This window comes from Pseudomonas rustica, assembly GCF_018336155.1.
Taxonomy (GTDB): Bacteria; Pseudomonadota; Gammaproteobacteria; order Pseudomonadales; family Pseudomonadaceae; genus Aquipseudomonas; species Aquipseudomonas rustica.
Genome location: NZ_JAGYHF010000010.1, coordinates 64,515 through 82,583 on the forward strand (window position 1 = coordinate 64,515; position 18,069 = coordinate 82,583).

Sequence of the window (18,069 nt, forward strand, 5' to 3'; positions counted from 1 at the left end):
TTGGAGAACGATCATGTTTTTACGCCAATCCCTGGCCTTGTGTTTGTTGGCGTTGAGCTCGCCGGTATGGGCGGCCCCCGCGCACACCTACGACTTCGGGCAGCCAGCGCCCGCCGCCAAAGCCACGCGCAGTGTTGAAGTGGTGCTGAACGACATGTCGTTCGACCCCAAGGCGATTCAGGTCAAGGCCGGTGAGACCGTTCGTTTTGTGCTGGTGAATAAAGGCCAGTTGCTGCACGAATTCAACCTCGGTGACGCAGCGATGCATGCCAAACACCAGCAGGAAATGTTGCAGATGCAGCAAAGCGGCATGCTTTCGCCTACCGGCATGAAAGAAATGTCCCACGACATGGCCGGTATGGATCACGCCGCGATGGGCCACGGCATGAAGCATGACGACCCGAACAGCGTGCTGGTTGAACCGGGTAAAACAGCGGAATTGACCTGGACGTTCAGCAAGGCGACGAGCCTGGAATTTGCCTGCAATATTCCGGGGCATTATCAGGCGGGGATGGTGGGTAAGTTGACTGTCAGTCAGTAACCACTCAAAGCCGCGCGCAAAGGCTGGTAGAATCCGCTGATTCTTCAGTCAGGTTTCCGCCATGCATCCCGCAGCCGAACATTCGCCGCTGGGCAAGTCCAGCGAATACATCGCCACTTACACGCCGTCCTTGTTGTTCCCGATTCCGCGCACTGCGAAGTGGGCGGAGCTGGGCCTGACCGCCGAGACCCTGCCTTATAAAGGTGTGGATTTCTGGAACTGCTTCGAGCTGTCGTGGTTGTTGCCGTCGGGCAAACCGGTGGTGGCGATTGCCGAGTTCAGCATTCCGGCGGATTCGCCGAATATCATCGAGTCGAAGTCGTTCAAGCTGTACTTGAACTCGTTGAATCAGACGCCGTTTGCTGACGTCGCCACGCTGGAAGCGACGCTGGTCAAGGATCTCTCGGCCGCTGCCGGGAAACCTGTGGGCGTGCGGGTGCGCAGTTTGAAAGACGTTGAAGCCGAAGGCGTTGTGGCGTTGCCGGGCGTGTGCATCGATGATCTGGATATCAGTGTCAGCAACTATGAGCATCCGCGCCCGGAGTTGCTGCGTTGCGATGAGTCGCGGATCGTCGAGGAGACTGTTTACAGTCATCTGCTTAAATCGAACTGCCCGGTGACCAGTCAGCCGGACTGGGGCACGGTGGTCGTGGAATATCGCGGCTCGGCGCTGGATCACGCCAGTTTGCTGGAGTACATCGTGAGTTTCCGTCAGCACTCGGACTTTCATGAGCAGTGTGTGGAGCGGATCTTTCTTGATCTGCAGCGACTGTTGAAGCCGGAGAAGCTGACGGTGTTTGCGCGGTATGTGCGTCGTGGTGGTCTGGACATCAACCCGTATCGCAGCACTGAAAGCGTACAACTGCCGAACGACCGGCTCGTGCGACAGTAAGATCAAAAGATTGCAGCCTTCGGCAGCTCCTACCTTTGGAATGCACTCCCCATGTAGGAGCTGCCGAAGGCTGCGATCTTTTAAATGTCAGAAATGAAAAAGCCCTGCCAGTGATGGCAGGGCTTTTTTATGTATCAGGGGAAATCAGATTCCCATGCTACCCAGCGCATTGACGATATTGCGCAGGGTGCCGGCGATGGCCGGGTGTTCGACTTCGAAGCGCTCGACCGCCAGGTTCACGCCATCGGCGATGCTGGCGTCCTGAGTAGCGTTCTCCAATTGGATTTCAGACTCGATTTGCGCCATCAACACGCGCAGATCTTCACGTTCGGCTTCCGACAGTGGCGGATTCTGCTCCAGTTGCTCGCGCAGGGTTTCGAGCTGTTTTTGCAGTTCTTGGGCCGGCATTGGTGTTTTCCTTTTATCGAGAGGCACTGGCATTGACCGCAGCCGCGCGCCAAAGGTCTGTGGCTGACCTTTAGATTAATCCACTCTCGTTCAAACTGCATGATCCCGATCAGGGCTTTTCGCCTTTGAGGCGGCGCAGGCTGATGTCAGCGAGGCAGGTGTCGAGCTCGCCCAAGTGATCGATCACTGAATGCACGCCAAGCCCGAACAATTGCACCGTTGCTTTGCCCCGCAGTTGTTCGCGTTCTTTTTGCGTCAGCGCTTGCCATTCACTCGGCGCCAGACCGCACAGTGAACCGCAGGAGGCGAGGCCGATCGTCCATAACCCGGCGTTCAGCCCGGCTTGCAGCAAACGAGGTTCGCCGCTGACCAGCACGCAGCCATCGAGCCGATCGACGTTGAGTCCCATCAATGCTTGCCAGCAAGCATTCGGCGCAGGCCATGGATTGTTTGTTGCTGAATGTTGCGAAGGTTTGATCCACTCCGGTAAAGCGGCCGACAGCGGTTTCGCGAGGGCAGGGGGCAGCTCATCGATCCATGCGCAGGGGATTTTACGGCGCTGCAGGCTGAGCAGGCTATCGAGTGCGCCGGGAGTTGTTTCAGCGTGCTCCGGGTCGCTGCCGCCAAGCTGCCGCGCACGTGCGCCGAAATCCACCAGACAGCCACTGAGCCCGAACAGCACGGCGGTCAGGCTGGGTGTGGCGAGCGGTAAGGTTTCGGCCTGTGACATGGAAGCGTCCCTGAAATAGCGTCAAGGCTAGGGCGCGACAATGACAGTTGGATGACAGGGCTTGCGGAAGGGAATGAAGGAAACTTCCTACATACAGTCTCATGCCAGACTGCCCAAAATGCCGATTGCGCTTATACTAGCGTTCTTACGCGTGGCCTCAGCTGCCCGTGCCAGAATCAAATCCAAGGAGTTTTCTATGCGCTGGAGCAATCCTCTCGCTCAGCTTTGTGTATGCGCCAGTGTCATGCTGGTTCCGTTCGCCGCCAACGCTGCGACGGAAGAAGACCCTTGGGAAAGCGTTAACCGTCCGATCTTCCAATTCAACGATTTCGTTGATACCTACGCGCTGAAGCCGCTGGCACAGGGTTATCAGTTCGTGACGCCGCAGTTCGTTGAAGACGGCATCCACAACATGTTCCAGAACGTTGGCGACGTCACCAACCTGGCGAACAACATTCTGCAAGCCAAACCGGCTGCCGCTGGCGTTGATACGGCGCGTCTGATCTTCAACACCACTTTCGGTCTGCTCGGTTTCTTTGATGTCGGTACGAAAATGGGCCTGCACCGCAGCGACGAAGATTTCGGCCAGACCCTCGGTTACTGGGGCGTGAGCAGCGGCCCGTACGTGATGCTGCCGTTGATGGGCCCGAGCACCCTGCGTGACGCGCCGTCCAAGTACGTCGACAGCTTCACCGGCATGTATCGCTACATCGACGACGTCCCGGCGCGTAACTCGATCTTCGGTCTGAACATCGTCGACACCCGCGCCAGCCTGCTGTCGAGCGAGAAGCTGATCAGCGGCGACAAGTACACCTTTATCCGCAACGCTTACCTGCAGAACCGCGAGTTCAAGGTGAAAGATGGCCAGGTTGAAGACGATTTTTAATCTCGACCTGTAGAACAAGAAGGCGACCCTCGGGTCGCCTTTTTTGTGTGCGCTTATTTCATCTTCAAAATGGTCAGGCCGAGCTTCTGAGCGCCGCCATCTTGTGCGCTGACCCAGACCACTTCGGTCTCGGCCTCAAGGCCCGTGAGCGCTGCATGGTCGGAGTCGATCCGCACGCGCAAACGGTCGCCGACCGCGAATTGTCTGGGTGCTTCGACCTGCATTCCACTGCTCGAGAGGTCGATGCACACCCCTGAAACCTCATCACCCTCATGAATCAACACGACATCGGCATCGACTCGCATGCGGATGAAATCGCGCTTTTCGCTGTAGTCCCGACCGGTTTGACTCATGCCTTCGTCCTTCCATTGGGTTACGGTTTGAGCTGTTCTTATAACTCCCAGTGATTTGACAAGTAAAGTCGTCAAGCGACCATCGGCGCATGCTTGAAACGCTCTGCGGATGGGAGTACCGTCTGCGCCTTAGAAGGGCACCTCTGAAGTAACTGCGTTTCGGCCTATGCTCGAAAGCGGTGCAACAGAGAGGCTAGAAAGCGAATCCAGTAGTCCGCGCAGGGTTGTTACCTTGCCCACTACGCCAACCTAATTCTGGCGCCGTTTGCCCACATGCCAAAAACCAGTGCCACGCTGCTGATAATCGATGATGACGAAGTAGTGCGCGCGAGCCTCGCGGCCTATTTGGAAGACAGTGGTTTCAGCGTCCTGCAGGCCAGCAACGGCCAACAGGGTCTCAAGGTATTCGAGCAAGAACAGCCCGATTTGGTTATCTGCGATCTGCGCATGCCGCAGATGGGCGGACTCGAATTCATTCGCCAGGTCACCGAGCGTTCACCGCAAACGCCGATGATTGTGGTATCGGGTGCCGGCGTGATGAACGACGCGGTCGAGGCCTTGCGCCTGGGCGCGGCGGATTACCTGATCAAGCCTCTCGAAGATCTGGCCGTGCTCGAGCACTCTGTGCGCCGGGCCCTCGATCGTTCGCGTCTGCTGCTGGAAAACCAGCGCTACCGCGAGAAGCTGGAAAAGGCCAACCGTGAGCTCGCCGCCAGCCTGAATCTGCTCCAGGAAGACCAGAACGCCGGTCGCCAGGTGCAGATGAACATGCTGCCGGAAAGTCCGTGGAGCATCGACGAGTTCAAGTTTGCCCACCAGATCATCCCGTCGTTGTACCTGTCGGGTGATTTTGTCGACTATTTCCGCGTCGACGAGCGCCGGGTTGCGTTTTACCTGGCGGATGTTTCCGGGCATGGCGCCTCTTCAGCCTTCGTCACGGTGCTGTTGAAGTTCATGACCACGCGCCTGCTGTTCGAATCCAAGCGCAACGGCACATTGCCGGAATTCAAGCCTTCAGAAGTCCTTGGTCATATCAACCGGGGGCTGATCAGTTGTAAGCTGGGCAAACACGTCACAATGGTCGGTGGAGTCATCGACGAGGAGACCGGTTTGTTGACCTATAGCATCGGCGGTCATCTGCCTTTGCCAGTGTTGTACACGCCTGACAGTGTTCGTTATCTCGAAGGGCGCGGTTTGCCGGTGGGCCTCTTTAATGAAGCCACCTATGAAGACCACGTGCTTGAGCTGCCGCCGACGTTCAGCCTGACGCTGATGTCCGATGGCATTCTGGATCTATTGCCAGAACCCACGCTCAAAGAAAAAGAAGCTGCTTTGCCCCAACGGGTGAAGTCGGCGGGCGGCAGCCTGGATGGTCTGCGGCAAGTGTTTGAATTGGCCACGCTAGGGGAGATGCCGGATGATATCGCCCTGTTGGTGTTGAGCAGGAATCTTTAATGAGTACCGGTAGAATCCAGTTCGCCGAGCAGGACGGCACCTTCGTCCTGAAATTCGTCGGTGAAGTTCGCCTGACCCTGTGTTCGGCGTTGGATGCGACTATTGAGAAAATCTTCACCGCGCTGAATTTCAACGCGATCGTGATCGATTTGACCGAAACCCGCAGCATCGACAGCACCACCTTGGGCTTGCTGGCCAAACTGTCGATCCTGTCGCGGCAAAAGGTCGGCCTGCTGCCGACTGTCGTGACCACCCACGATGACATCACCCGTCTGCTGCAATCGATGGGGTTTGAGCAGGTGTTCAACATCGTCAACCACCCGGTGCCATGCCCGGAGTGCCTGGACGACCTGCCGGATCAGGATCAGTCGGAAGAAGTGGTGCGGATCAAGGTGCTGGAAGCGCACAAAATCCTCATGGGCCTGAACGATTCCAATCGTGAAGCGTTTCATGACCTGGTAAATGCTCTCGAAAGGCATTGATAGTTTGAGCTGAGGGTAGGGCGGCTGGCCCTATCGCGAGCAGGCTCACTCCTACAGGGTTCTTCATTAGCCACATAATCGCGATCACTCCACAGATCCCCTGTAGGAGTGAGCCTGCTCGCGATAGCTTCCGCAAGAACACCGAATATTTCCCAGCCATAAAAAAGGGCGAACCCTCACAGGTTCGCCCTTTTTGCATTTCAAACAATCAAATCACAGCTTAGCCTGCAACAGCGCTTCAAGCTTCTCCTGGTCGCGAGCAAACTGACGGATGCCTTCAGCCAGTTTCTCGGTGGCCATCGCGTCTTCGTTGGACAACCAGCGGAATTGCGCTTCGTTCAGGCTCTGACGGGCTTCACCGGCGTGACCTGGGGCCAGTTTGCGCTCCAGCTTGCCGTTATCCGCTGCCAGTTTGTCGATCAGATCCGGGCTGATGGTCAGGCGGTCGCAACCGGCCAGTTGCTCGATCTGATTGAGGTTACGGAAGCTCGCGCCCATGACCACGGTCTTGTAGTCATTGGCTTTGTAGTAGTTGTAGATGCGCGTGACCGACTGTACGCCCGGATCATCGGCGCCGGTGTAGTCGTTGCCGTTGGCCTTTTTGTACCAGTCGTAGATGCGGCCCACGAATGGCGAGATCAGGAACACGCCAGCGTCGGCGCAAGCTGCGGCCTGAGCGAAGGAGAACAGCAGGGTCAGGTTGGTCTGAATGCCTTCTTTTTCCAGCACTTCTGCAGCGCGGATGCCTTCCCAGGTCGAAGCGATCTTGATCAGTACGCGGTCGCGGCCAATGCCGGCCTTGTCGTACAACTCGATCAGGCGATGCGCGCGCTTGAGCACAGCGTCTTTGTCGAACGACAGGCGTGCATCCACTTCGGTGGAGATACGGCCCGGGATTACTTTAAGAATTTCCTGACCTACCGCGACGCCAAAACGGTCGCTGGCCAGGCCGACATCGCCCTTGCAGTCGCTGACGCAAGCGTTCAGCAACTCGGCGTAGCCGGAAATGGCCGCGGCTTTGAGCAGCAGGGAAGGGTTGGTGGTGGCGTCGACCGGTTTGACTCGGGCGATCGCTTCGAAGTCGCCAGTGTCGGCCACTACGGTGGTGAATTGTTTGAGTTGTTCCAGCTTGGAAGTCATGGGCGTGCTCTATCCTATGGGTCTGATGACATTACCCGAGCGCTGACGGTCACTCAAGGGCGTGGACGTGTATCGATGGCCCCTGCGGCAACAACCTGAAAACGATTGTTTGAAAGGTGGGGCGGGCTATCGATGAATACGATGCCAAAACAGCGCACAGGTTCAAAGCAACCGACCTGCGTACAGATCGGTTGCGCACGGACTACTCAGCGTTCAACAAAGATTCAACCGACAATCGCGCCGGTTTCGGCTGACCGTCAGAGGTCAACAGGCCGAAGTTCTTCTCGCGATCGTTACTGCCGGAATCACTGTTCTTCCATTCATAGATAGACGTCAGCGGGATCTGCAGTTTTTTAACATCGCCAATAAAGGCGTTGATCTTGCTCGCCTGACCGTCGGCGCCACCATTAGAGCTGAGCGCTGAGACACCCCACTCACTGATAACCCCCGGCAAATGGAAATTCTGCTGAATGAATGCCTGCGCGCTGCTGATCTGTGCGGCAGTCATGCCATACGGGTGATACGACACCGCGCTCAGGCATTTCGGGTATTCGCTGACGATGCGGTTCAGCGCCACGGTGGACGCGGAACCGGCGGTCGGCGGCCGCGCGAAGCCATAACCCACCAGTGGCGTCGCCGGCGGCTTGCCCTGCAACGTCTTGCACACCGAACTCATGAACGGCACGAACGTCGTGTCGAAATTGCCCGTCGGCCAGTAGGTCGGCAGATCCGGCTCGTTCCACAGCTCAATCGCCACCAGTTGCGCGCTGTAGGACGTTTCCAGGCTTGTCACAGCATTGGCGAACGCTTCGCCCGCCGTCGCCAGTTCGCTGCCTGACGAGGCAGGCAACGGCTTGATCGCACGCACCGTCAACAGCACCGGCAACCCCGCTGATCGCGCCGCCGCAAAGGCAGCGCTGACCTGCTGCTGATAGGCCTTGGCGCTCAGGCTGTCGCTCCACACACCGAAGCGCACAAAACTGAACCCGGCCGCTTTGATCTGCGCGGCATCGGCGGCGGTGAAGTTCTGGATCTTCACCTGCACGCCGATGGTCTTGGCGGGGAGGTTAGGGAACAGTTCACTGGCGTGAACCTGACTGGTGGCACCGAGCAGCGCCAACGTCAGCGCGCCAAGTTGTTTCAGAGGTGTCGATTTCATGTCTGCTCTCCCGAAGAGAAATGACAACTACGAAGAATGATCTCTTTTCTCAATTTTCGAGTGAGGTGATGGCACTTAGTGCGCGAATGTTATTTTTTGTCGGAAAACAATCAGCCGAAAATCACAGTTATTTTTAGTCCGCTAATAGTGGTTGGGCGCCTTTAAAACGCTGTGGTACTTAATGCTCCAGTACTAACAGGGCGATTCTATTTCTGAGTGCAGAAAGATCCACAGGGTTCATTGCAATCCTTTGGCATGTTGGCCGTTTGACATTACCCGGGAAAGTAAAACCTTGTTCAGAAAGATCCTTGTTGTGTGCGTGGGCAATATTTGCCGCAGTCCGACGGCAGAACTGTTGCTGCGTAACGCGCTGGCCTCGTCAGCGATCACCGTCACCTCCGCAGGCCTTGCGGCGCGGGTCGGCGAGGGTGTCGAAGCGTCGGCGCGTCAGGTGCTCGAAGATCACGGCCACAGTGCCGAAACGTTCAAGGCCCGGCAACTGACATCAGACATCGTCAATGAATCAGACCTGATTCTGGTCATGGAAAAACAACACGTTAATCAAGTACTGAAGATTGCCGCGCACGCGAGGGGCAAAGTGTTTCTGCTTGGCAAGTGGCAGAGCGAGCGCGAAATACACGATCCGTATCGTCAAGGTAAAGCCGCTTTTATCCATGCGCATGCATTGATTGAAGATGCAGTTAGTTCATGGGCGCAGCGCCTCGGGCATTGACGAATATTCTTCAGAACAGTGAATGGTAAGAACAGACTTATGCAGTTACCGTCCGTAATCGGCACCCGTGACAATGATCAAGACAGCATTGATCTGCTCGGCATCTTTGGCAGCCTGATCGATCAGAAATGGTTGATTGGCGCGCTCACCGGCGCGTTTATGGTCACCGGCATTGCCTATGCGGTTTTGGCCACGCCGGTGTATTCGGCGAACGCGCTGGTGCAGGTCGAACCGAAAAAGAACGACATGCTCGGTTTTTCCGACCTCAACAGCATGCTCGGCGGCCAATCGCCGTCGGTGACCGAGATCGGCATCATCAAATCCCGCGCAGTGATCGGCAAAACCGTCGACGACCTGCGCCTGGACATCGACGTCAGCCCCAACACCTTTCCGCTCATCGGCGGCTTTCTCGCCCGGCGTTATCGCGGCGAAACCGACAGCAGCGTCGCCGCGCCGCGTTTCGGCCTGAACAGCTACGCCTGGGGCGGTGAGCGGCTGGAGTTTGCCCGGCTCAATCTGCCGAAAGAACTGCTCGGCAAAAAACTCACGCTGATCGCTGGCGAACAACATCGCTTCCAGTTGCTCGATGACAACGACAACCTGCTGGCCGAGGGCGCGATGGGCGAAGCCTTTGCGCAGGATGGCGTGGAAGGCTTGATCACTCAATTGCAGGCCAATCCCGGCACGCGTTTCGAAGTGGTGCGCAATCCGCGCATCGTGACGATTCAGGGTTATCAGGATGCACTGGATATCTCTGAACAAGGCAAAGAGTCGGGAATCATTCGTCTGGCCCTCGCCAGTGCCGACGCGCCTGAAGCGGTGAAGATTCTCAACAAGATTGCCTCGCTCTACGTCGAGCAAAACGTACGCCGTACCTCGGCGGAAGCGGCGCAGAGTCTGGCCTTCCTGCAAAGTCAGTTGCCGCAGGTCAAACGTGATCTGGCCAAGGCCAGCGATGCCCTCAACGCCTATCAGACCCACGGCAAAACCGTGAACATTTCCCTGGAAACGCAATCGGTGCTGGGTCAGTCCGTGGCGCTGGAAACGCGGATTTCCGAGCTGAAAATGCAGCAGGCGGAAATGGATCGCAAGTTCACCAAACAGCACCCGGCCTATCGCGCGTTGATGAGCCAGATCGGTGAGCTGACCCAGCAGCAGAAGTCGCTGGAAGGCAAAGTCCAGGACTTGCCGGCCACCCAGCAAGAACTGCTCAACCTGACCCGCGATGTCGAAGTCGCCTCGCAGATCTACACGCAGTTGCTCAACAAATCCCAGGAGCTGGACATCGTCCGCGCCGGTGCGGTGGGCAACGTGCGTCTGGTCGATACGGCGGACGTTGACCTGACCAGCCCGGTCAAACCGAAGAAAGCCTTGATCGTGCTGATCGCCACATTCTTCGGCGCCTTCGTCGGTGTCGCGCTGGTGCTGCTGCGCAAATCCCTGAGCCGTGGGCTGGAAGGCCCCGAAGCCATCGAGCAACTCGGTTTGCCGGTGTACGCGTCGATTCCCTACAGCGCGCTGCAACAGGAAGAGGACAACAAAAAGGGCCGCGCCCGCGATGGCGTCGACAAACCGGCGTACCTGTTGGCGCTGCGTAATCCGACCGATCTGTCGATCGAGTCGATCCGCAGCCTGCGCACTTGCCTGCACTTCGCCGGGCTCGATTCGACCAACAACCGCATCATGATTTCCGGACCGAGCCCGCAGGTCGGCAAGACCTTCGTCTCGTCCAACCTCGCCGCAGTCATGGCCTTGAGCGGTCAGCGCGTGGTGCTGATCGATGCCGACATGCGCAAAGGGCATCTGCACAAAACCCTCAACACACCGATCAGCAACGGTTTGTCCGACCTGCTGGTGAAGCGCTGCAGCATCGATCAGGCGATCAACAAAGTCGAAGTCGACAACCTGCATTTCATCAGTCGCGGGCAGGTGCCACCGAATCCGTCCGAGCTGTTGATGCACGCGAACTTCCGCGAATTGCTCGCGCAACTCAGCGAGATGTACGACGTGGTGATCATCGATACGCCGCCGCTGCTGGCGGTGACCGATGCGGCGATTGTCGGCCGTGAAGCGGGCATCAGCCTGATCGTCACGCGCTTCGGGGTGAACCCGGCCAAAGAGATCGAGCTGACCATCCGCCGCTTCGCGCAGAACGGTATCGAGTTGAAAGGCGCGGTGTTCAACGGCGTCGAGAAGCGTGCCGCGAGCTACTACGGCAACGGCGGCTACGGCTATTACAACTACGAATACGCGTCCGACAAATCCTGAGTTTTGGCGATTGTCCTTTCCTGTTTGAAGTGGGTGAGTTGTGAAAAAAATACTGCACGTGGCAGAGACGATCAAAGGTGGCGTCGCAACCGTTATTCGGACGATTTCGGCGTCGCCGGAAGGCGATGCGGCCGACTATGAGTTGGTGTATCTGGTGCCGGAGGATCAGGCCAAAGAACTGCACGGCATCGGTGCGCAACAGATCCGCACCTTCCCGCGCACCGGGCGCAATGTGCCGTCGTTGCTGCGTTTCGCCTGGCGTCTGACGCAAGTGCTGCTCAAGGAAAAACCCGATGTGGTGCATTTGCACAGCACCTTTTCCGGGGTGATTGGCCGCTGCGTCTGCGTGCTGTTGCGTCCGTGGCGCAAACCGAAAATCGTCTACTGCCCGCACGCGTTTTCGTTTCTGATGGAAAGCTCGCCAATCAAGCAGAAGGTCTATGCGTGGATCGAGCGCGTGCTGCAAAAGGTCACCGACGTGATCATTTGCGTCAGCCAGTACGAACTCGATAAAGCCGCGCGCTTCGGCATCGAGCGCAAACGCATGAAGCTGATCTACAACGGCATTCATCACAAGGACGACGCGCCGAAAGCCGCGAGTCCCGAGCCGATTCATCTGCTGTTTGTCGGCCGTCTCGATTACCAGAAAGGCTTCGACGTGCTGCTCAAGGCCTTCGCCAATGTGCAGCGCAACGACCTGAAACTGACGGTGGTCGGCAGCGCGGTCAACGAGGATTCGGTGGAGTGTCCGCCGATGGATTCGGTTGAATACCTGCCGTGGGTCACGCCGAGCGAAGTGCAGGCGCTGTACCAGAAAGCCGATGCGTTGATCGTCCCGAGTCGTTGGGAAGGCTTCGCCATGGTGCCGCTGGAAGGCATGGCCATGGGGCTGCCGGTGATCGCCAGCAATTGCACCTCGCTGCCTGAGCTGGTCACGCACGGCGTGTCGGGCTACGTGTTTCCGTCCGGTGATCACCAGGCGCTGGCCGATGTGTTGGCGCAAATCCAGAAGCCGCGCTTGCTCGATCTCGGCAGCGAAGGGCGCAGCATCGTCCGCGAGCGTTTCAGCGCCGCGTTGATGATTCGCCAGACCTACGACCTGTATCGCGCTCCCACTTTTTAAGTAGAACTCAAGCATATGAACGTAACGATTTTGCATGGCTACAGTGCGTCCAACTCCGGTGACGGCCTGCTCGTCGATCTGGCCATTGCCTTGGTGCAGCGCAACTTTGGCGACGACACCGCGATCAGCGTGGTCGCCTCCGATCCGGATTCTTTCAGCTATCTGCCGCACCCGCGTTTCGACGCGCCGGTCATGGCGGCCAAGGGTCTGGGCCGGGTCAAGCAAGCGGTGTTTCTCAATCAGTCCTACGCCGGGTTGGCGGATCTGTTGCAGAAAACCGATCTGATCGTCGGCGTTGGCGGCGGCTACATGCGCTCGAAAAGCGCTTTCGAACACATCAAGTTGAAGCTCGGCCACGCCAAGCAACTGGAGACCGCGATCCTCAGCAAAGTGCCGTCGGTGTACCTGCCGCAAAGCATCGGCCCGTTCCATGGCGAGAGCAGCAAGATCGTCGAGCATTACGCCAACGCTGATGCGGTGTTCGTGCGTGACAACCGTTCCTCGGCGATTTTCGACGCTTGCGAAAACGTCTACCGCGCGCCGGATCTGGCGGTGCAATCGCTGGCGAGCAAAATCCTCCAGCAACCGAAGTTCACCCGTTGCGCTGCGTCGCCAGCCACGGTGTGCGTGGTGCTGCGCAAACCGCCGGAGTGGAGCAAGGACAAGAAGGTCGCCTACGTGGCCAATCTGAAGTTGCTGCTGCAACGCCTGAAGCAAAAAAGCAAAGTGGTCTGCGCCGTGCAGAGCGCTGTTCGCGGCAACGATGACGGTGCGTTCTATCGAGAACTCGGCATCACTGAAGACTTGTTGTCATTGAAGGCGACCATCGCTAAATACCAGCCCGATCTGGTGATTTCCGTACGTCTGCACGGCGCGATCGAATCGCTGCTTTCCGGCGTGCCGGCGTACCACATCAGCTATGAGCGCAAAGGCTTCGGCGCCTATCAGGACATGGGTGTCGAGGATTGGGTGATCAATGGCGGCGACATCGATGTCGACACCATCATCAGCACGGTTTACGCGCCGAACGCGCTGTCGAATTTCGGCCAGCGCCTGACCGATACCTGCCGTGAAATCGAAGCGAAAACCGTGGCCATGGACGAGATCATCAAGGGTGTCGTTCGATGATATTTCGGCTGCTGCTTCGCGGCGGAGCTTTGGGCGCGAAGTTTTTGCTGGTGTTGGCGATCACCCATTACCTCGGTTATGAGGCGCTGGGTTTTTACGGTGTGGTGGTCGCCGCGTCGTTGATCGCCTCGAAGTTTTACAGCGTCGGTTTCAGTTCCGAGATCAATCGCTTGATCAGCGTCGGCGGAAGTTCGCGCCGCGTGGTCGACAAGGTTTTGCTGTTGTACCTGGCGGTGGGACTGCTGCTGTCGGTGGTGACGGTGCTGATTTATTCACTGTTCCAGACCGTTGAAGCGACGGCGACGCTGATCCTCTGCGTAACCCTGGTTTTGCTCACCGAGCACCTGTCGTTCGAGATCAACTCGTTCGTGTTTTCCGCACAAAAAGCCACGGCCGGCGCACTGCTGTTTTTCATCAAGACCGGTCTGTGGGCGGTGTTGGCGGTGGGCGGGATGATGCTCGGCTGGGTGTCGGGGATTGCCAGTGTGTTGTGGTTGTGGGTCGCGGCGAATGTGCTGGTGATCGTCGCCGGATACTTGATCGTAGTGAACGTGCACAAGGGCCGCGAGAGCTCGACGCTGGCGACGGGTGCGGTGTGGAAGGCCGGGTTGCCGTTCTATCTCGGCACCGGTTTGATCGCGCTGAGTCAGTACGCCGAGCGTTTCCTGATCATCGATCTGGAGCCGTACGCCAGCCTCGGCAAATATGTGTACGCGTGGTCGGCGGCGAACACCTTGCAAGCCTTGTCGTATGCGGTGGTCGCGGTGGTTGGCATTCCGGTGTTGGCCAAGCGGTTTCAGGCCGATCAGCAGGCGTTTACGGTCAAGCAGTTGTTCGTCAATAAATGGGTCATGCGTTCGCTGGTGGTGTCAGCGGCGGTGGCGGTGGCGATTTATCTGTTCTTCAACGTGGTGCTCGATTACGTCGCCACCAACGTGCCGCGTCCGGACAATGCGATTCTTGGCGTGTTGATCTTTTCCTTCGCTTTGCGGGCGATTGGCGACATCGTCTGGGGCGGTTTGATTGCCTCGAAAAACAGCCGTGTCTCGCTTGCCAGCGCGGCGATCTGCCTGCTGGTTTCGGTGCCGGTCAGCTATGTGTTGATCAAGCATTATTCGATTTACGGCGCGGCGTGGGGCAATGTCTTCGCGATCATCGTGCAGCTCGGCGTTATTGCTGTTTTGACGCGCGTGACCGCTGCGAAAAAGGCTGCCGTGTCATGGGCCTGAAGCTGCCGTGCATCGAGTTTCGCGGCAAGCGACTCGATTCGTATGTGTCGTTCCTGATTCTGTTCACCGGGCTGTTTTTGTCGGTGGCCATGCCGCTGCTGATCCCTCGCGATCCGGGGCCGGATGCGATGACCTTGTGGTCGTCCTACGCGCGCGCCGACAACTGCAACTTCTGGAATCCGTTCTCGCCGGATCGCTCGTCCTACGAGTGTTCGGCATTCCTGCTGCGGCCCACCGGGATCAACCTGACCAATGCCTGGGCCTATGGCATGTTCTGCAATTTTTTCCTCACGGCGATACCGGTGGTGGTGTTCCGGCGCATGCCGCTGGCGATCTTCGGCACCCTGTGTCTGTGGGGCATCGTCCGCTCGTTTTTCCTTGAGAACCTGACCAAGGAAATCATTGTGTCGGTGGCGGTGTTGAGCATTTTGCTCAGCTCGCTGACGCGCAAATATCGTGGCGGATTCTTTCTCTCGGCAGTGATTTACGGCGTGCTGATTCGGCCCTACTGGATTCTGTTTTCACTGTCGTGGGTCGGCGTCTGCGTGATGAAAAAGTACGTATCACGCACGACTTTCTTCCTGATGTTGTTCCTGTTCTATCTCGCGGTGGCCATGGCGATTCAGCTGGCGCTGGGCTTCCCGGTGTCGTCGATTCGCGCCAGCAACAACGAACTGCGCACGGCGGGCGAGGAGGGCTCGAAGTCGCTGATCGTCTCGTGGCTCACCGGCAGCGACTTCGTTTCGCAAGCGCTGGACTCGATGATCATCTTCTTCCGCTTGTCGTTCCCGGTGGAGCTGATTCTGCTGTCCGGGCCGGGGCAGGTGATCTTCGTGGCGTTGATGATCATGACCGCGCTGCTGCTGTTCAAAGTCATCACTTCGACCGATTACAAAGGCGCGCCGATCCAGACCAAACCCAAGGAACTGATCGCGATTCCGCTGGCGTTTCTGTTGGTGCAGGGTTTGTTCGAGCCGGACTTCGGCTCTTTCGCCCGGCACTTTTCGATGGTGGTGCCGGTGCTGTTCGTGGGGCTGGGCTTGATGCTGCGGGCGAACAAACCGGTGCAGGTTGAATCAAGAATTCTGAATTGAGGCAGGTGCTTTATGTCGAGCAAGAAAAAGTCCCTGGAGATTGAAACCCTGCGCGGTCTGGCGTGCCTGCTGCTGGTGCTTTACCACGTCATCGGGCCGTTGGGCGGCGGGTTGAAGATCGATATCGGCTCGCCGTTCCGGGTGATCGCCGACTCGATGGTGTACGTGCGCATGCCGCTGTTCACCTTTATTTCCGGGTATATCTATTCGATCTACAAAATCCGTGGCAACGACTTTTCCGCGTTTTTCAGCGGCAAGGTGCGGCGCCTGATCGTGCCGTTGTTTTGCGTCGGTGTGCCGTTTTCGGTGCTGCAAGCGGTGGGGCCGGGAGTGAACAAGGACGTCGGCGTGATCGACGCGTTGCTGTCGTTCTGGGTGCCGATCAACCACTTCTGGTTTTTGCAGGCGGTGTTCATCATTTTCATGTTCGTCGGGTTGTTGGAATGGCGCGGGATGCTGCGTTCGGCGACGCGCTTGTATGGGTTGTTCGCGTTTGCGGCGCTGTTGTTTTTGCTGCCGCCGTTCAAGCTTGATGCGTTCGGGATTAACGGTGCGATCTACCTGCTGCCGTTTTTTGTTGCGGGGATGATCGGGCAGGAGAATGTCGAGGCGCTGAAGCAACGTTTCGCGATGATCGGGCCGGTGGTGTTTGTGCTGATTTCGCTGACGTTGCTGTATGTGGCGGCGCTGGATCGTGAGCTGATTGTTGATCGCCGCAGCTTGATTGGTTTGACGGTGGGGTGTGTGTCTTGCTTTGCGTTGTTGTCGAGTGGCATGCGCTCGAAGGCGTTGACCTGGTTGGGTGGGTATTCGTATGCGATTTTTCTGTTTCATGTGCTGTTTGCGGCGACGTCGCGGGTGGTGCTGGGGCGGTTGGGTGTGAAGGATGAGAGCCTGCTGGTGTTGGGTGGGTTGAGCGTTGGGCTGCTGGGGCCGGTGGTGTTGTCGATGGTGTTCAGCCGGTTTAATTTCACCTCGGTGTTGTTTCTTGGTGAGCGTGCGGCGGTGAAGAAACCTGTGGCGGTCATTGCCCCGGTGGTGCCGGTTCAGAATAGCTAGAAGCTTCGCGAGCAGGCCCGCTCCCACAGTGGATATCGAGATCTCCTGTAGGAGCTGCGGCACGCTGCGATCTTTTGCTGTTGCTTCTAAAGATCAAAAGATCGCAGCGTGCCGCAGCTCCTACAGGGGGATTTGGGTATGACGCCGATCCAGTGTGGGAGCGGGCTTGCTCGCGAAGGGGCCCTTACGGACGGAAGGAAATTTTGCATGTTGGCAGTGAATGACGCTCAACCCGTTGCAGCGTCGGTGGTTGAGGTGGGTGATGCGCGTGAGCGTTTTGCCCAGTGGCGTGAGGGCAAGGCCGGCAAGGTGTTGTCGGTCTCGGTGATCGGCGACAGTTACAGCGCCGGCCAGGATTTCTATCTGAACAAACTGGTGCAGCGCGTGGCCGGGGAAGTAGGTTTTGCCGGGCCTGGCTATGTCGGCTTCAATCACGGCGCTGCGCTGGGCGGCACGCATTTCAAATACACCCGCAGCAGTGAAAAATACTTCGGCGGGGACTGGACGGTTTCAGGTCTGGGCCAGGCGAGTCCGGACAGCCGCACGGTGAAGGGCCGGCCAGGTGCATGGCTGCAAGTCGACGCCAGCCCGACACCTGCGATCAACACCGCCGTTACTCAGGCTAAATTGCTTTACCTGGGCAATGGCGAACCTGCCGAGATCCGCTATCGCTGGTCAGCCTCAGAAGATTGGCAGCCGATGACGTTGGCAGGTTCTGGCGTTCAGGAAGCAACCCTCTCGGGTCTTCCGGCAGCAGCAGACTGGTCATTCAAACTGGAAGTTACCAAAGGCACGCCAACCCTGTTCGGCCTGTGGATGAGCAACGATCAGAACGGCGTGCGCGTCTCGAAACTCGCAGCGTCCGGCGCTGCATCCGCTGACTTCTATCACAACGATGCGCAATGGCAGACCCAGTGGAAAGCCGCTGTGTCGAAGATCCCTGCCGATGTTTACCTGATTATGCTCGGTGGCAATGATCAGGGGTTTGGCGTTAAACCCGCGCAGTATCTGCAGAACGTTCAAGGTCTGGTGGGCATGCTTCGCGAGATTCAACCGGCGGCGAGTATCAACCTGATCATGCGTCAGGACACCACACGTTCGAGCGCTTATCCGATGTCGGCGTATGCGCAGGTGCTTGAGCCTTGGGCGCGGGAGCAGCGGTTGGGTTACGCCAACCTGCAATGTGCATTCGGCCCTGACGTGAAGCGCTACGCTGCTGCGATGATCGGCCCGGACAAGATTCATCCGCTGCCGGCAACGGGCGGGAAGGTGATTGCGGATTACTTCTTCGGCTGGATCACTGGCGCCAACAATCGCTGCGCCGCCGCCCCACAATGATCGTTCCCACGCTCTGCGTGGGAATGCATCCTGTGACGCTCCGCGTCATCC

Annotated in this window: 18 protein-coding genes; 13 read left to right on the forward strand and 5 right to left on the reverse strand. The window is 57.9% G+C overall.

Annotation, left to right across the window (positions count from 1 at the left end):
- Positions 1–13 precede the first annotated feature (13 nt).
- Positions 14–541 carry a copper-resistant cuproprotein CopI gene (gene copI / locus KFS80_RS19635; protein ID WP_212545637.1) on the forward strand — a complete coding sequence of 176 codons (528 nt, stop codon included), beginning with the start codon at positions 14–16 and terminating at the stop codon, positions 539–541.
- Positions 542–602: 61 nt separating this feature from the next.
- Positions 603–1,433: an NADPH-dependent 7-cyano-7-deazaguanine reductase QueF gene (gene queF / locus KFS80_RS19640; RefSeq protein WP_159814267.1), complete on the forward strand. Its 831-nt coding sequence runs from the start codon at positions 603–605 to the stop codon at positions 1,431–1,433.
- Positions 1,434–1,577: 144 nt separating this feature from the next.
- Here queF and KFS80_RS19645 read toward each other — a convergent pair whose 3' ends face one another.
- On the reverse strand, positions 1,578–1,841 hold the full coding sequence (locus tag KFS80_RS19645) for a DUF4404 family protein (RefSeq protein ID WP_053122053.1): 264 nt from the start codon (positions 1,839–1,841) through the stop codon (positions 1,578–1,580).
- 109 nt (positions 1,842–1,950) lie between these two features.
- Positions 1,951–2,571 (reverse strand): HAD superfamily inactivated hydrolase PcrP, encoded by a 621-nt coding sequence (locus KFS80_RS19650; protein WP_212545638.1) that lies wholly within the window; start codon positions 2,569–2,571, stop codon positions 1,951–1,953.
- Between the two features lie 196 nt (positions 2,572–2,767).
- On the opposite strand from KFS80_RS19650, the gene KFS80_RS19655 reads away from it, so the two are divergent.
- Positions 2,768–3,457, forward strand: a complete 690-nt coding sequence (locus KFS80_RS19655; RefSeq protein ID WP_053122049.1) for an MlaA family lipoprotein — start codon at positions 2,768–2,770, stop codon at positions 3,455–3,457.
- 53 nt (positions 3,458–3,510) lie between these two features.
- Here the strand turns inward: KFS80_RS19655 and KFS80_RS19660 are convergent, their stop codons facing one another.
- A complete protein-coding gene (locus tag KFS80_RS19660; protein WP_212545639.1) occupies positions 3,511–3,810 on the reverse strand; it encodes a PilZ domain-containing protein in 300 nt (99 codons plus the stop codon).
- 273 nt (positions 3,811–4,083) lie between these two features.
- On the opposite strand from KFS80_RS19660, the gene rssB reads away from it, so the two are divergent.
- Positions 4,084–5,265: a two-component system response regulator RssB gene (gene rssB, locus KFS80_RS19665; RefSeq protein ID WP_053122045.1), complete on the forward strand. Its 1,182-nt coding sequence runs from the start codon at positions 4,084–4,086 to the stop codon at positions 5,263–5,265.
- Complete coding sequence (rssC, locus tag KFS80_RS19670) at positions 5,265–5,747, forward strand: anti-sigma factor antagonist RssC (protein ID WP_042560140.1); 483 nt, start codon at positions 5,265–5,267, stop codon at positions 5,745–5,747. The genes rssB and rssC overlap by 1 nt, the downstream gene beginning before the upstream one ends.
- Before the next feature lie 213 nt (positions 5,748–5,960).
- On the opposite strand, the gene tal is transcribed toward rssC, so the two are convergent.
- Positions 5,961–6,887, reverse strand: a complete 927-nt coding sequence (gene tal / locus KFS80_RS19675) for a transaldolase (protein ID WP_053122043.1) — start codon at positions 6,885–6,887, stop codon at positions 5,961–5,963.
- 202 nt (positions 6,888–7,089) lie between these two features.
- Positions 7,090–8,046 carry a cellulase family glycosylhydrolase gene (locus tag KFS80_RS19680; protein ID WP_212545640.1) on the reverse strand — a complete coding sequence of 319 codons (957 nt, stop codon included), beginning with the start codon at positions 8,044–8,046 and terminating at the stop codon, positions 7,090–7,092.
- Positions 8,047–8,338: 292 nt separating this feature from the next.
- On the opposite strand from KFS80_RS19680, the gene KFS80_RS19685 reads away from it, so the two are divergent.
- From KFS80_RS19685 to KFS80_RS19720, 8 genes are all read left to right on the forward strand, one after another.
- Positions 8,339–8,779: a low molecular weight protein-tyrosine-phosphatase gene (locus KFS80_RS19685; protein ID WP_053122039.1), complete on the forward strand. Its 441-nt coding sequence runs from the start codon at positions 8,339–8,341 to the stop codon at positions 8,777–8,779.
- A gap of 39 nt (positions 8,780–8,818) precedes the next feature.
- The gene (locus tag KFS80_RS19690; protein WP_212545641.1) at positions 8,819–11,047 is read left to right on the forward strand and encodes a polysaccharide biosynthesis tyrosine autokinase; all 2,229 of its coding nucleotides are present in this window, start codon (positions 8,819–8,821) and stop codon (positions 11,045–11,047) included.
- Positions 11,048–11,087: 40 nt separating this feature from the next.
- Positions 11,088–12,170 (forward strand): glycosyltransferase family 4 protein, encoded by a 1,083-nt coding sequence (locus KFS80_RS19695; protein ID WP_053122031.1) that lies wholly within the window; start codon positions 11,088–11,090, stop codon positions 12,168–12,170.
- Positions 12,171–12,185: 15 nt separating this feature from the next.
- On the forward strand, positions 12,186–13,298 hold the full coding sequence (locus KFS80_RS19700; protein ID WP_212545642.1) for a polysaccharide pyruvyl transferase family protein: 1,113 nt from the start codon (positions 12,186–12,188) through the stop codon (positions 13,296–13,298).
- A complete protein-coding gene (locus KFS80_RS19705; protein ID WP_212545643.1) occupies positions 13,295–14,527 on the forward strand; it encodes an MATE family efflux transporter in 1,233 nt (410 codons plus the stop codon). Before KFS80_RS19700 ends, KFS80_RS19705 begins: the two co-directional genes overlap by 4 nt.
- Positions 14,518–15,621 carry a hypothetical protein gene (locus KFS80_RS19710; RefSeq protein WP_053122025.1) on the forward strand — a complete coding sequence of 368 codons (1,104 nt, stop codon included), beginning with the start codon at positions 14,518–14,520 and terminating at the stop codon, positions 15,619–15,621. The genes KFS80_RS19705 and KFS80_RS19710 overlap by 10 nt, the downstream gene beginning before the upstream one ends.
- A gap of 12 nt (positions 15,622–15,633) precedes the next feature.
- On the forward strand, positions 15,634–16,680 hold the full coding sequence (locus KFS80_RS19715; protein WP_212545644.1) for an acyltransferase family protein: 1,047 nt from the start codon (positions 15,634–15,636) through the stop codon (positions 16,678–16,680).
- A 207-nt stretch (positions 16,681–16,887) separates the two neighbouring features.
- Positions 16,888–18,018 carry an SGNH/GDSL hydrolase family protein gene (locus KFS80_RS19720; RefSeq protein WP_212545645.1) on the forward strand — a complete coding sequence of 377 codons (1,131 nt, stop codon included), beginning with the start codon at positions 16,888–16,890 and terminating at the stop codon, positions 18,016–18,018.
- Positions 18,019–18,069: the final 51 nt, after the last annotated feature.